General features: G+C 39.2%; 13 protein-coding genes and 2 pseudogenes. 6 read left to right on the top strand and 9 right to left on the bottom strand.

Annotation, left to right across the window (positions count from 1 at the left end):
• Nucleotides 1-217: 217 nt before the first annotated feature.
• The gene (locus JCM9157_RS09555) at nt 218-1,795 is read left to right on the top strand and encodes a histidine kinase N-terminal 7TM domain-containing diguanylate cyclase (protein WP_035664191.1); all 1,578 of its coding nucleotides are present in this window, start codon (nt 218-220) and stop codon (nt 1,793-1,795) included.
• 162 nt (nt 1,796-1,957) lie between these two features.
• On the opposite strand, the gene JCM9157_RS09550 is transcribed toward JCM9157_RS09555, so the two are convergent.
• A complete protein-coding gene (locus JCM9157_RS09550; protein ID WP_035664189.1) occupies nt 1,958-2,140 on the bottom strand; it encodes a hypothetical protein in 183 nt (60 codons plus the stop codon).
• Between the two features lie 144 nt (nt 2,141-2,284).
• The gene (locus JCM9157_RS24615) at nt 2,285-2,461 is read right to left on the bottom strand and encodes a hypothetical protein (RefSeq protein WP_156321483.1); all 177 of its coding nucleotides are present in this window, start codon (nt 2,459-2,461) and stop codon (nt 2,285-2,287) included.
• Between the two features lie 189 nt (nt 2,462-2,650).
• On the opposite strand from JCM9157_RS24615, the gene JCM9157_RS09545 reads away from it, so the two are divergent.
• Nucleotides 2,651-2,839, top strand: a complete 189-nt coding sequence (locus JCM9157_RS09545; RefSeq protein ID WP_035664187.1) for a hypothetical protein — start codon at nt 2,651-2,653, stop codon at nt 2,837-2,839.
• A gap of 79 nt (nt 2,840-2,918) precedes the next feature.
• On the opposite strand, the gene JCM9157_RS09540 is transcribed toward JCM9157_RS09545, so the two are convergent.
• The 4 genes and pseudogenes from JCM9157_RS09540 to nagA all read right to left on the bottom strand — a co-directional run bounded on the left by JCM9157_RS09540 (nt 2,919) and on the right by nagA (nt 6,323).
• The gene (locus JCM9157_RS09540; protein WP_035664185.1) at nt 2,919-3,644 is read right to left on the bottom strand and encodes an SIS domain-containing protein; all 726 of its coding nucleotides are present in this window, start codon (nt 3,642-3,644) and stop codon (nt 2,919-2,921) included.
• 15 nt (nt 3,645-3,659) lie between these two features.
• Nucleotides 3,660-4,380, bottom strand: a pseudogene (locus JCM9157_RS09535) (GntR family transcriptional regulator).
• A gap of 16 nt (nt 4,381-4,396) precedes the next feature.
• Complete coding sequence (gene nagB, locus JCM9157_RS09530; RefSeq protein WP_035664183.1) at nt 4,397-5,137, bottom strand: glucosamine-6-phosphate deaminase; 741 nt, start codon at nt 5,135-5,137, stop codon at nt 4,397-4,399.
• Nucleotides 5,124-6,323 (bottom strand): N-acetylglucosamine-6-phosphate deacetylase, encoded by a 1,200-nt coding sequence (nagA, locus tag JCM9157_RS09525; protein ID WP_035664181.1) that lies wholly within the window; start codon nt 6,321-6,323, stop codon nt 5,124-5,126. The genes nagB and nagA overlap by 14 nt, the downstream gene beginning before the upstream one ends.
• Nucleotides 6,324-6,498: 175 nt before the next feature.
• Between nagA and nagE the strand changes: the two genes are divergently transcribed.
• On the top strand, nt 6,499-7,887 hold the full coding sequence (gene nagE / locus JCM9157_RS09520) for an N-acetylglucosamine-specific PTS transporter subunit IIBC (protein ID WP_035664180.1): 1,389 nt from the start codon (nt 6,499-6,501) through the stop codon (nt 7,885-7,887).
• Between the two features lie 151 nt (nt 7,888-8,038).
• Here nagE and JCM9157_RS09515 read toward each other — a convergent pair whose 3' ends face one another.
• Nucleotides 8,039-8,998, bottom strand: a complete 960-nt coding sequence (locus tag JCM9157_RS09515) for a magnetosome magnetite crystal formation protein family (protein ID WP_035664178.1) — start codon at nt 8,996-8,998, stop codon at nt 8,039-8,041.
• Between the two features lie 746 nt (nt 8,999-9,744).
• Here JCM9157_RS09515 and JCM9157_RS25735 point away from each other — a divergent pair.
• Together JCM9157_RS25735 and JCM9157_RS09505 are read left to right on the top strand one after the other, a co-directional pair.
• Nucleotides 9,745-10,362, top strand: a complete 618-nt coding sequence (locus JCM9157_RS25735) for an endo-1,4-beta-xylanase (protein WP_052013049.1) — start codon at nt 9,745-9,747, stop codon at nt 10,360-10,362.
• Nucleotides 10,363-10,376: 14 nt separating this feature from the next.
• Nucleotides 10,377-11,612, top strand: a pseudogene (locus JCM9157_RS09505) (endo-1,4-beta-xylanase); the annotation flags it as partial.
• On the opposite strand, the gene JCM9157_RS09500 reads toward JCM9157_RS09505, so the two are convergent.
• Entirely contained in the window at nt 11,598-12,368 is a 771-nt protein-coding gene (locus JCM9157_RS09500; RefSeq protein WP_035664176.1) for a hypothetical protein, read from the bottom strand. The pseudogene JCM9157_RS09505 and the gene JCM9157_RS09500 overlap by 15 nt on opposite strands.
• Complete coding sequence (locus tag JCM9157_RS09495; protein WP_035664175.1) at nt 12,352-12,879, bottom strand: RNA polymerase sigma factor; 528 nt, start codon at nt 12,877-12,879, stop codon at nt 12,352-12,354. Before JCM9157_RS09495 ends, JCM9157_RS09500 begins: the two co-directional genes overlap by 17 nt.
• 283 nt (nt 12,880-13,162) lie before the next feature.
• On the opposite strand from JCM9157_RS09495, the gene JCM9157_RS09490 reads away from it, so the two are divergent.
• Nucleotides 13,163-13,477: a helix-turn-helix domain-containing protein gene (locus JCM9157_RS09490; protein ID WP_035664173.1), complete on the top strand. Its 315-nt coding sequence runs from the start codon at nt 13,163-13,165 to the stop codon at nt 13,475-13,477.
• The last annotated feature ends 39 nt before the right edge of the window (nt 13,478-13,516 follow it).

Below are 13,516 nucleotides of genomic sequence, written 5' to 3'. Positions count from 1 at the left end.
TAATACACGATTTTGCTTTTAACTGAACTTTTTTCTCTAAGAAAATAAAAAATCGCTATTAACCAGCTTCAGTTCGCTATTAAATCTGGCCCTCTCTTTTAAGCCTAGCCAACTGACTGATTGGATAGAAACAAAGGTACACTCCCCCGCCGATAAGACTAGTACAAAAGCCACCAGCCACTGTATAATATAGAAAATTAAATGTGGAGACGATGAGATGGCACAAGAGGTAATCCCTTATTTTATAGCCTCAATTTTAAGCGGATGTTTAAGTAGTTTTCTTAGTGTGTATGGTTTTTTCAAAGTTCGTCAGGCGCCTGGTGGCCTGTATTTTGTGTTATCGACCTTTATGTGTGCCATTTTTACGTTTTCTTACGCGGCTGAACTTGCGAGTCACACGTTAGCGCAGATAAAATTTTGGTTGATGTTTGAATATTTTGCTTTGCCATTTATTCCGACTTTCATTTTACTGATGTGCCTCACGTATTTAGGTAAAAAGGTTAACCGGTGGATGATCGTCCTTCTTTACACCCTGCCTATAATCACGATTTTCATACATAACACGAATGAGCTTCATCAACTCTATTATTCTTCTGTTGGGCTCAGGGAAAACAGTTCTTTTCCAATCATTGAACTGACTGGTGGGCCCTGGTTTTACGTCCACTCCCTTTACCTTTATACGTGTATCTCGGTGAGCGTGCTCATGTTATTAGCAGAGATTAAAAAAGCGGTGTCGTTTCGTTTCCGGATGCAGTTAATTATCATGGTGACTGGCTATGTCGTTCCTGTCGTTGCGAGTGTTTTTTATGTGAATGGGATGAGTCCTCATGGGATTGATCTCGGTCCAGTTTTTATGAGTGTGTCATTTATTTTTCATGGAATTGCGCTTATTTCGTTTCAAATGTTTAACGTAGCTCCGATTGCAAGAGAAGCGGTTTTCGAAAATATAGACGATGGTGTAATTGTCCTTAATCAACAAAATGTGATCGTTGATTTTAACAAAGCTGCCGTTCAGATCATTCCTTTCCTAAACACCAAAATGATTGGGAAAACACTCAAAGAGGTACTAGGCGAAACTAGCGAACTTACTGAACAACTAACCTCACAAAAACAATTTGATTATGAATACGTCCAAAACGGACAAACGAAGTATCTACAAATTAGTTTTTCTAGCGTTTGGACGAAGCAGCAAAAACAAGTAGGAACGATTATCCGCTTTGCCGATGTAACCGAAAGAGTGACACTGGAGAAGCAGCTAAAATACCTAGCCAGCACAGATGGTCTGACGGAACTACTAAACCGAACCTACTTTCTTTCAGAAGTCGAGCAAATCTATCAGAACCTACTCTATCAAGGCGGATCGCTTTCTTATATTATGTTTGACATTGATCACTTCAAACAAATAAATGATCAATATGGTCATGAAGCAGGAGACGTTGTCTTAAAGCAAGTGGCCGCGATTGCTAAACTTCAAATAAGAGAAATAGACCGGATCGGGCGCTACGGCGGAGAGGAATTTGTCATTTGCCTGCCCAATACCACTCTACTAGAAGCAGAAGAGATTGCCGACGCGATTCGTCTAGCAATCTCGAAAAGGTATTTCCCTTATTTAGATCTTAAAATTGGGGTCACCTCAAGCTTTGGGCTATCCCATCTAGAGTTTATCCCAGGCGAGCCACACCTTCCAATTGAAGTCCTTATGCGTGAAGCCGATCAAGCTCTTTACAAAGCCAAAGAGAATGGCCGAAACTGTGTTCAAATTTATAATGAAGTGCTGGTTGGTGTGAAAGCATAAAAAAAATAGAAAAAGGATGGGAGCATTGACTCCAGCCCTTTTTCTATTTTTACAAATTATTGTTTGACAAAGAACAAATCTCTTAAATAACAACTACCCAATCTCTTAAAGTTCATCCCCTTAAGGAAGCAAGAGTACACTTCTACAATTGTGAAAACTCTTTTATTTAGATAACCACCTAGAAAAGTCTTTAGATAACAAAAATCCAATCCATAAAAAACCAATAACCGTTATAAGGCTACCCAAATAAAACGTAACAAAATGCCACGTGCCTGCTAATATATAAGATTGTAAGAATATGACAAAACCCGCGAAGAGATAAATATGTGGCAAGATGTATTTCATTTTTTCCCACCTTCTTATTTAATGTTTTTACTTAGTAGAAAAATACATTTCCTTCTGTGAAAATAGAAGATTTATTTTGGAACGAACCAATTAGATCCCCCTTTCTAGGTAAGAAAAGAACTCTCACCTAAAAAGAACTCATTTTTAATGAACGTTTCTTTGCAAAAAACCTCTAATGATCCCACCAGCGCCTAATATTACAAAAAATATACCCATTGGATAAATAACCGAACCTCCCCATTCAAGGCCATTCCTAGATATAATTACGAATAAAACTCCAAACAAAAAATAAAGATGACTTATTACGTTCATATTTTCCATCTAAATCCCCCTTTTCCAAATTATACATTCCATGGTACTTGAGGTATATTAAAATCAAATAATTCTCATCTAGTGTTGGGAGGTTATTCTTTTTTGAATTAATCGAAATCCTTTTTTTAAAAAGACATCTTGTGTCTTTGAAAGACTTTACTTATGTAGTAGTAAATATTGAATTGGGAGGGGAATTTATTGGGCTTGGGTTTAGGTGTTATCTCTTATATTGTAGGACTATTTATTCTTTATATAATTATTGAAACGGCAGTAAGAAGAGGCATTAACAGTTCTATCATTGGTCAGTATCTTGAGAAGAAATATGGCATTAAGGACATTAGAGAAAAGAAAAAATCTTTCCTTGATGATGATTTAGATAAAGATTAACAGAAAGTGTTTAATCAAAAGAGTTATGAGGTGAGAAGAGCGGTGGTTAGAGGGAAAGCCCCCCAACCCCTTCCCACCTTTAAAACCTTATCCGATCCTTATATCTCTCTATCAATCGCTGATTATGCTCATCCGATCCTGCAATATTTCCACTTTTAAACACCGGAGGCTCATAGTCTAGCTCCACCAATTTCTCAATGGCCCCGACCATAATGCTATTTATAATCGCCAAGCCCACAATTGATGAGCTTGGTCCATAGGCTACTCCATCGCTTAAGGTTAGTACCCCATCCCCTGCTTTAGCATGATTATTAATCGTGACATCGACCACATCATATAAATACTCACCACTTGGATATCTTGACGGTTGATTTACACTATAGTCTTTTGAGGTAATTCCGATCGTAAAAACACCTTGCTCCTTGCCGTACAACGCTGTTTCAATTGGCACGGGATTAATTCCGGAGGTTGAAACGACGATCAAAACATCTTCCGGGCGCATGTCTTGATCTTTCAGAAACGTCATCGCATACGTTTGCTTTCGTTCTAGCAAGGAAGCCTGCGTAGCACTTTGATGAAGCATTAACTCTTCAACGAAGATAGGATTAACAGGTGCCAGCCCGCCTGCTCTGTAAAAAATTTCTTCTCCTAGAAGGTGCGAATGTCCACAACCGAAAACATGGATAATCCCGCCTTGCTTAATGGATTCAGCTACCTTTGAAGCTGCAATTCCAATCGTTGTTTCTTCTTCTTTTTCAAGTTTTGCTAGATACTCTTGAATTCTAGCTAGGTAGGTTTTGATCATCGGTAACCTCCAGCTTTAACGTTTTAGTTGCGAAACAAATTTATAGCGATCGGCACGATAGGATGATCGTACAACTTCAAAGGGCGTACCATTGTCTAAATAGGTGCGGCGTTCAATTAATAAAATCGGCGAGCCCTTCTGTAACTGTAGCAACTCAACCTCATTTGGCCGTGCTATCGCAGATTCAATAACCTGGGTCGCTTCGCCAATTGTTAGCTGGAGCTTATCCTCAATATAAGAGTAAATGGATTGACTAATGATCTCCTCTGTTAAACCTTTTATTAAGTTTGCTGGAATGTACGTTGTTTCTAATGCCATTGGGATATCATCAGCTAGTCGAATTCGTTTCAATTCATACACTGGGGTATGTTCAGCTACTTGTAGAGTAACGGCTACTTGCATAGAGGCGGGAATGATTTCAAAATGCAACAGCTTACTACTTGGCGTAAGCTCTAGCTTTCATATCTTCAGTGAAGCTTGTTAAGCCTTGTAGCGCTTGTTCAAATTTTGTCTCTGCAACAAACGTCCCGCTCCCCTTCTTGCGATAAAGATACCCTTCGTTTACCAGTTTCGTAATAGCCTGCCTAATTGTCATTCTACTCACTTGAAACTGTTCTGAATATTCCCGTTCCGACGGAAGCGTCTGCCCCGGCTGGAGCTCACCTTTTCGAATCAGATCACGAATATATTCTTCAATTTGAGAATAAATCGGAACCGGAGAGTTTTTATCAATCATTTTGCGTCTCCTCCTTTCAAACAGGGACGACAACACCTTTAAGCGCTTTTTTATCTGCCACTATTGTAACATGTGGGTGATTTTTTAAAATAGATGCTGGGAATTGTTCATTCGGTTCTTCTTGAGAAAACAGCCGCTTCATCGCGTCAGCTTTTTCTTCTCCCGATACAAGTAATAAAATTTCCTTGCTCTCCATAATAGTGGCAATCCCCATAGTGATCGCCTGTGTCGGCACTTCCTTAATCGAATCAAAGAATCTCGCATTTGCTTCTCTTGTCGAAGCAGTTAGATTAACGACATGAGTCCGACTTGAAAAAGCTGTTCTAGGTTCATTAAAACCAATATGTCCGTTCGAACCAATGCCAAGGATTTGAAGATCAATTCCGCCTTTTTCTTGGATACGTACTTCGTATTTCTTACACTCCTCTTCCACGTTGGCCGCAAGCCCGCTCGGTAGATTAATGTTCTTTTCTTGCACATTAATATGATTAAAGAGATTTTGATCCATATAATATCTATAACTAGTTGGGTCAGTAGGCTTTAATCCCATGTACTCGTCAAGATTAAACGTCGTGATTGTGTTGTAATTCGTTTTGTTTTTCTTGTGATCAGCGATTAACAACTCATACATTTTTTGAGGAGTTCCGCCCGTCGCAAGTCCTAACACGGAAGCGGGATTTTTTCTAACCTGCTTGACCAGATAATCAGCTGCAATCTGACTCATTTCCTCATAATCTCTTACTTCAATTAGATTCATGTTCATTCCTCCTTTGGTAAGCTACTTTCCCTTTACAAATGGTCATCACAACGGTTAGGTCTTTGTCTATAATGGTCAGATCTGCATCTTTCCCAACTGTAATGCTTCCTTTACGGTTCCAAACACCTAGCTGTTTAGCTGGGTTTTCCGAAGTCATTTTCACAATATCCTCTAATGAACAGCCCGTGAACTCAATCATATTTCTTAGTGCCTGATCCATTGTCAACACACTTCCAGCAAGAGTCCCATCTTCTAAAAGGGCTTTACCGTCAGTAACATTCACTAGCTGTCCGCCCAGATCGTAGGTTCCGTCATTCAGCCCCTTCGCTCGCATTGCATCTGTTACGAGGACAAGATTACTGGCACCTTTAGCTAAAAACGTACTTTTCACAACTGCAGGATGAATATGAATTCCATCTACAATCATTTCAACTAATAACTCTTCATGAGTTAATGCGGCCCCGACAACACCTGGTTCGCGGTGGTGTAGCCCTCTCATTCCATTGTATAAATGAGTGACATGAGTTACCCCCTGCTCAATCGCCTCTTTTACTTGCTCATATTTCGCATCGGAGTGACCAACAGATGCCACTACACCTTGATTTTTCAAGTTTTGAACAAACTCGATTCCGTTCTCAAGCTCTGGAGCGGTTGTGACAAGCTTGATTCGATGGCCAGAAATCTTCTGCCATTTATCAAAAAGAGTTTGATTCGGAGTCATGATATGTGAATGAGGCTGAGCCCCGGCTCTTTCTGTTGAAATAAAAGGACCCTCTAAGTGGACTCCTAGAATTTCAGCAACTGCTTCCTGTTGCACGGACGTACAATAATTTGAGACATTTTCCAGTGCCTCTTCAATATTCTCGATAGACTGAGTGATCGTTGTTGCAAGAAAGCTGGTCGTCCCTTCTTTTGGAAGATTCCGAGCCATAGTAGCGAGCGATGGGATCGTAGCATCCATCGTATCGGCCCCATGTGATCCGTGAATATGCAGATCAATAAAACCAGGAAGCACGCAATACTCATCAGATAACGAAAGGACTTCAATTCCGTCGCTAGTAGATGGTTCGTGTTCACCAACTTCGCTAAAAACCCCATCCGTCATTCTCACAAACCCATTCTCAATTTTGCCCTCAGTTGTGTAAATAGGAACATTTTTAATAAGTAACGTACTGTTCTCTCCCATATAATCCTCCACTGCTACTGTTTTTCATAATCTGTATATACCAATTCTACACACAAGCTATCTTTTTATCAACAATAACAATAAAATTAAGCTTGTCCACCTTTAAAATTGTATAGACAACTAGTTTTTTCTGGGCTATGATAATGAATATTACATGAAAAAGGAGTTGGATATCATGCTAAGTTTCTTACAAAGAATTGGTAAATCATTAATGCTACCAATCGCCGCTCTCCCTGCTGCAGCCTTGCTCTTGCGGTTAGGTCAAGAAGATTTACTAAACATGCCTTTTATGGCTGGAGCTGGAGCTGCAATCTTTGATAATTTGGCCCTCATTTTTGCTATTGGAGTTGCCATCGGTTTCGCCCATGATAATAACGGTTCCGCTGCACTAGCCGGTGCCATTGGTTATTTTGTTCTTGTAAACGGTACACAAGCTATTAACGAAAATATTAATATGGCTGTTTTAGGAGGAATTTTAAGCGGTATCATTGCCGGACTCTTGTATAATCGTTTCCACAATATTCAGCTCCCACAATGGCTTGGATTTTTCGCAGGAAGACGATTTGTCCCGATTGTGACAGCTGCAACAATGGTTCTATTAGCAGGAGTTTTTGGCGTTGTTTGGCCACCTATTCAAGAATTCATTAATGGAGTCGGTCAATGGATTATTGACGCAGGAGCTTTAGGTGCTGGTGTTTTCGGTACATTAAATCGACTTCTTATTCCAATAGGTCTTCATCACGTCTTAAACAGTTTAGTTTGGTTTGTATTTGGTGAATTTAACGGAGCAACAGGTGACTTGAACCGCTTCTTTGCTGGTGATCCATCTGCGGGAGTATTTATGACCGGCTTCTTCCCAGTGATGATGTTTGGACTTCCAGCTGCTTGCTTAGCTATGATCCTTACCGCTAAGAAAGAAAAAAGAAAACAAGTAACAGGGATGTTTATAGGATTAGCTCTCACATCGTTTTTAACTGGTATTACAGAACCAATTGAATTTTCATTTATGTTTTTATCTCCTATATTATATGGAATTCACGCTCTCTTAACCGGTGCTTCCATGTCTATTACCTACCTGCTTGAAATTCGACATGGGTTTGGGTTCTCGGCTGGGTTTATTGATTACATGTTGAACTTCGGGATCGCTCAGAAACCATTACTATTAGCTGGCATTGGGCTTTTATATGGATTTATTTATTTTGTTATTTTCTATGTATTAATTCGTGTATTAGATTTAAAAACGCCTGGTCGTGAGGATGATGAGGAACTTCTTGCACAAGACTCAGAAAGTATCGCAACGTCATCTGGTGATAAATACCATGACATGGCAACGATCTTTACAGAGGCACTTGGGGGACTAGATAATGTAACCTCTATTGATAACTGTGCAACAAGACTACGATTACAAGTAGTAGATATGACTAAAATAAATGAAGGCGCTTTAAAGAAAAATGGAGCGAAAGGCGTCATGAAAATAGACAAAAATAATATTCAAGTCATTGTCGGAACAGATGTTGAATTTGTAAGCAATATTATGAAAGAGATGAAGAAGAAGGAAGCATAGGGACGGTTCTCGTGCTTCCTAGTAACCTACTTACAACACAGGGACCTCTTACTTTACGTTAAGAGGTCCCTTGTTACGGTATATATTCACATCTTCCACTGTAATTCACTTTTCTCCCAACAAATCCTCCCGAGCACCGCCTCTAATTCCCCTATAACTGAGAACTACGAGAACTGGCCCCGCGCTTTCCGAGAAACTTAATTGTCAAAGGATACCGAAACTCTTTACCTAATAATGACGCAACCATCGCTACAAAAATCGTAATGATATAGAATAATACCATCACAATACCAACAGCAACCGTAATAAATGTGATCAGCAGGCTACTTCCTGAACCAGTATCTTGGAACAATAGATTAAAAGATACCCAGAAAAGAAACAGAAATGTACCATACATAGAAAAGCTTAACTGAAAATTTATTGACTGTTTCCCGTGGTGATTCAAGAATTTCGAATTGTATTTCAAAATAAACCAATATAAAAACGTAATAGTAAAATTTAATACTGGTATAGGAATTAGTGCAAAAACATGATTCATTGTAGCAAGAAGTCGATGGTTGACGGATACCTCTTTGCCTTCTGCACTCAACTTAACCTTTTTTGACTCTAATTCAGTTGTAAGAAATGATTTAAACTTAGAAATGTCCTGGTCTGTTTCAAAGTACCTCTTAGGAATCACCATTGCTTTTGCTTTCGCAACATAGACTAGAAATAGACTTTCAAGCTCATGAGCGGATATCACATCAGACCATTGAAAATTAGCCTTACTGCGCTCGGTCTCTAGAATAATACCGTCTTTGTTTACCGTGTAACTTTGTTTTAACTTCATAAAAGACTCACTGTAAAAATGTTTACGTGCCTGTCTGTTTGTCACGGTATACAACATGAACACCCCTATTACACCAAATAAAATAGAAGTGATAACTAACTGAAAATCAAGAAAAGAACTAGGGGTCGAACGAAGAGTGGACCACATAAAAAAGGCAGCAAAGAATGATACCACAAACATTACGACTTGAGCTTTTCTACTGTGAAAGATGTTATATATTTTGAATTCCTTAAATGTTAACTTACCATGAAAAGTTAGATTTTCATTTTTTGTTTGACTCACCAAATCATCCTTTCAAGGGAAGCATAGGGACGGTTCTCTTGCTTCCTTCGAGTACAAAAACTCAATACACTAAGTTAATAGCAAGCATTTAAAAACCTACATAACCACCCCCAACTATCGTCATTCTTTACTCCATATTAATACTTTATTACTGCCTGCTGCCTAGTAGAAAGCATAAGAACCGTCTCCAAATCTTCCAATATCTTCATTACATCATATGGTTAGTTTAACAGATAATTTCCAACCAAGTATAGGGATGGTTCTCTTGCTTCCTTAGAGTACAAAAAACTTTAATATACTAAGCTTATAGCAATGCATTTGTAAACCCACATAACCACCCCAAACCATCTTCATTCCGATTCCGTACCATCTATTCAGTTCATGGCCATATTAATACTTTATGGCTACTGACAAAATAGGAAGCACAAGAACCGTCCCCCCGCTTCCCCCTCTCTCCCCCCAATAGTTGTCAAAATTTAACTTGAAAACCCTTACATAAATAGTATAATAAGTTTTGAGTATACTAGTATGCTTGTATACAAGTTAACAATGAGACTTAATTGTTATTGTTAACTTATCGACTAACAAGAATTAAAAAAGTGTAATGGAAAGGGTGAGAAAAAATAACAATGATCTAAAAAAACTTATTCTTGTTGTGCGATAACAAAGCGGCATGAACCTGAACATTGAGTTGCCCCACTCAAAATAAAACAGGGGGACATTCTTTTTAGAGGAGGCAAAATTTCATGAATTCTAAACGATCTCTTAAACAGCTAGTTTCAATGTCAAGTAAATCCGCATCTAGACAAGCTTTGTTGCTATCCTTATCAGTCCTATTGGTGGCTTCGCTCTTAAATAACGGCTTATTCACTGCCATAGCTGCTACCAACGATGACTTACCTCCCACTGGCATGACTTTTGAACATTACCCAGCACTAAAGGATGAATATAAAGATTATTTCTCCTTTGGTATTTTTGGTCGAGGGGAAATCGAGGGATTACTTTACAATTACGCTTCATATACACCGGGGAATGAGATGAAACCTGAGAGTACTCAAAGAGAAAAGGGCATCTTTACATACACTAGTGCCGATAACGCGATGAAAGCCTATTCTGATCGAAACTCAGATATGCTTTTTTACGGACATACTCTCGCGTGGCATTCACAAACACCTACGTGGATGTGGGATGCGCCACCGGCTAGATATGGTCAGTCTGGTGAATTTGATCGAGAAACGGCTCTAGAAAATCTTAATACTCATATCGAGAATGTACTTGGCTACTACGGCAGTCGTCTTGAGGGTATAGATGTTGTAAACGAAGCTATCGGAACTGCAGACCTGCCGATTGGAGAGCGTCCTTAGCCAAAGGAGAAGGCTGGTATATGGCGCTCGGCTGGGAATGGGTAGAGTTTGCTTTCTTGAAAGCTGCCGAAGTTGTTGACCGCAATGGGTGGGACCTCAAACTAGTCTACAATGATTTTGGTCTTGATTCTCCTAACAAAGCTCGCGTAACTTATGAGATGGTAAAAGATATTAATGAGCGGTATGCAGATGTTCGACCAAATGGTAAACCTTTGATCGAAGTGATTGGTATGCAGGGGCACTACAACCTTTCTACTAATGTCCAAAATGTTGAGGAAAACATCAAATTGTTTGCGACATTGCCAGGAGTCAAGGTTCATATTACCGAGATGGACATTGCTTTACCACCTGGTGAGCTAACTCCTGAGAATGAAAATAATCAAGGAATGAAGTATGCTGAGTTGTTCCAAATCTATCGAAATTATGCTGCAGGTCCAGCCAATACTACTGGCAATCCAAAAGTCATTGAAACTGTGAAACTTGCCGGTGTGAGAGATGTACGCGATGGCTGGAAGGGTGGCGAATTTGCTATGCCGTATGACTATGACGGACATGCCAAAAAAGCATTGCTAGGTATTCTCTACACTGATAAATTTCTAGCCACTCACGAATACATTGAACCTGATACAGATCAAGAACAAAAGCAAATCGACGGTGTCTATGTTTATGATACGGGTAATGGAGACAGTTGGTCCGGAGCCAATATCATACTAGGCAACGACGCATCTCAGTGGCCTTGGTCCACAACAGATGAGGATGGAAAAGTAGCTTTCACTCCTGAAAAAGACGCAACTTACCGTTTAAGCTTTAACTACACCGCAAAAGGTACTAGCTCTATTCGTGTACGTTGGATAAAAGATAACTCGAATGGTGGTTATACAAGTGCTGATGGGGCGCACGTAAACAGCTATCCGTATTCTGCTAATGAAGTGGCTAAGCATATACCTGCGTTCTTCAACAGTGGTATGGTAAATATGGGAAGCTATACGTTAACAAGTGAAATCAAATTAGAAGGTTCACAACCTGCTGATGGGTTGATTGGGAACATCGGCATCCGAGGCGGCGGTGGGGGTAACGCCTTCTCGATCAACTGGATTAAGGTAGAAAAGGTTGGAACAAACGGGGAACCCGATACCCTTCTTGTTAATTGGCCAGAAGGTCTAGACGATGACATTCACATTGGAAGAAAACACCAGATAAAAGGAAGCATAAGAACCGTCCCCGCGCTTCCAACATCACTGCCTCCCTAAATAACTCCTAACCGCATCATAAGTCGCATCCCGGTACAGAGTAACCTTAAACGAATCCTTATCTGACTCAAAGCCATTGTAAGCTACATCGAGATCATGGACGACTTGATACGCTAATGTCATTCCGGCATCATCCTTATTTCGATAGGCTTCTCCTAAGACAGAGTGTACGTTTACCAGATCGACATACAAATAATTGTCTGCAGATAAATGATAAGCTGCTGTAGACGCCTGACCTATATATAAGGAAAGATCCAAATAAATCTGCTCGTCTTCTAATGAATCATAATCAGGATTCCAATCACCCTCAACGAATTTCTTTAATTGACGGTGCGCTAAAATAATGCCTGCAGAGAGATCGTTTAACATGTCTTCCTCAGTCCATGAACCGCCGAACTCTGATAGTTTCACGTCATCTTCATCATCTAAAGGATCCCTGAATTCTCCCCATTCATGTTCAAACATACTTTTTTCCTTATCCGTGTCCTCTGCTTCTCCGAATGGTCTTGTATTCTCCACTTCAGCTGGTTTTGGAGTTTCATTAACTGGATTCATGTTTCCTACAACTAAAAAGGCAAATAAAGCAAAGGCGGCCATGCTAACTGATGCGATTACAAAAGGTTTGAACTTCCAGGCTTTTCTTTCCTGTTTTCCAATCTCAGCTAGAACGTTTTGCTTAATTTTTTCGTTTCTCTGTTGGTCCCAGTGGATATCTCGATCCAATTGCTTCAACTGTTCGTCAAATTGAGTTTTCATGTAAATATCCCTCCTTCAGAAGCTGTTTTTCTAAAGCTGGAATGGCTCTACTTAACGTTGACTTCACTTTGCTCTCTGAACAGTTTAGGATCATCGCTGTTTCTTTCGTGGAGAACTCCTTCAGTTTTCTGAGAATAATAACATCGCGATATGACTTCTTCAATTGACTCAATGCGTCATATAGCTCTCTAGAAGTTTCCTTTATTTGCACAACCTCGTCCGGCAAAGGACCTTTTTCCTTTTTCAAACTTAATAATTCCTTCAAGTAATTAACTGGCTTTCTCGCTCGAACATAATCAACCGTTGTATTTCTAGCAATGGTAAACAACCAGGTCTTTGAGCTTGAATCTCCTTTGAAAGAATCATAATATCTATAGGCTTTTATAAACGTCTCTTGGGTCAGATCTTCAGCCAGCTGCTGTTCTCTGGTCATTAATAAAATATAGCTGTATATAGATTGACTATATTGTGAGTACCACTCTGTAATCACTTGTTGCTTATCATCAGACAAGATTCTACCTCCTAGCTTGTATGGTTCACTATTACTTAGACGGAAATAAATTAAATAGGTCGCATTAAAATAACAAAAAGTAGAAAGACACGAAGGCTAGTAAATAAAAATAAGGAACTTAGGATTGGAGTAAAGTTACATTTTACACCAATCCTCTTTTAACTTTTACAGGCAACACAAAAAAATAATAAGATAAACCACCAATAAATGTAATAAAACACAATATACTAGTTCTCTCTCTTCCTTTACTTGACTGATTATAGTCTAAAAAGGAGCTAATCCATTGAGTAAACAACGTCCGATTGAGGAAGAGGTAGAAAAAGAGAGAAAAAAATTAGAAGAAGAGATTAATATCGAAATTGGTCGTGTTGTTCGTGCATACCGTAAGTATCACAATATCACAAGCGATGATTTAGCTTATAGCCTTGGAATCTCTTATTCTCAAATGATGAACATTGAACGCGGCACAACGACAACTAACTACCAAACGATTCTACAATTAAACTGCTTAATAGGAAAAGACTTTGAAATCGCCCTTGAAAACGCAAAATCAAAAATGAATCACTTTCTAAAAAAGAATCATCTCTACGATGTCTAAATCTACTTCCCCAGATCATCTCTAGAATCATTAAAAATC

The organism is Halalkalibacter akibai JCM 9157 (genome assembly GCF_000513135.1).
GTDB classification, from domain to species: Bacteria; Bacillota; Bacilli; order Bacillales; family Bacillaceae_D; genus Halalkalibacter; species Halalkalibacter akibai.
The sequence above is the reverse complement of the archived record's forward strand: the minus strand, read 5'-3'. Positions and strand labels throughout refer to the sequence as shown.

Excerpts from the sequence above, each read along its gene's own strand:
- JCM9157_RS24615 (WP_156321483.1), bottom strand. The coding sequence starts at position 2,461 with ATGGAAAATATGAACGTAATAAGTCATCTTTATTTTTTGTTTGGAGTT.
- JCM9157_RS09555 (WP_035664191.1), top strand. The coding sequence starts at position 218 with ATGGCACAAGAGGTAATCCCTTATTTTATAGCCTCAATTTTAAGCGGA.
- JCM9157_RS09550 (WP_035664189.1), bottom strand. The coding sequence starts at position 2,140 with ATGAAATACATCTTGCCACATATTTATCTCTTCGCGGGTTTTGTCATA.
- nagA (WP_035664181.1), bottom strand. The coding sequence starts at position 6,323 with ATGGGAGAGAACAGTACGTTACTTATTAAAAATGTTCCTATTTACACA.
- nagE (WP_035664180.1), top strand. The coding sequence starts at position 6,499 with ATGCTAAGTTTCTTACAAAGAATTGGTAAATCATTAATGCTACCAATC.
- JCM9157_RS09500 (WP_035664176.1), bottom strand. The coding sequence starts at position 12,368 with ATGAAAACTCAATTTGACGAACAGTTGAAGCAATTGGATCGAGATATC.
- nagB (WP_035664183.1), bottom strand. The coding sequence starts at position 5,137 with ATGAATCTAATTGAAGTAAGAGATTATGAGGAAATGAGTCAGATTGCA.
- JCM9157_RS09540 (WP_035664185.1), bottom strand. The coding sequence starts at position 3,644 with ATGATCAAAACCTACCTAGCTAGAATTCAAGAGTATCTAGCAAAACTT.
- JCM9157_RS25735 (WP_052013049.1), top strand. The coding sequence starts at position 9,745 with ATGAATTCTAAACGATCTCTTAAACAGCTAGTTTCAATGTCAAGTAAA.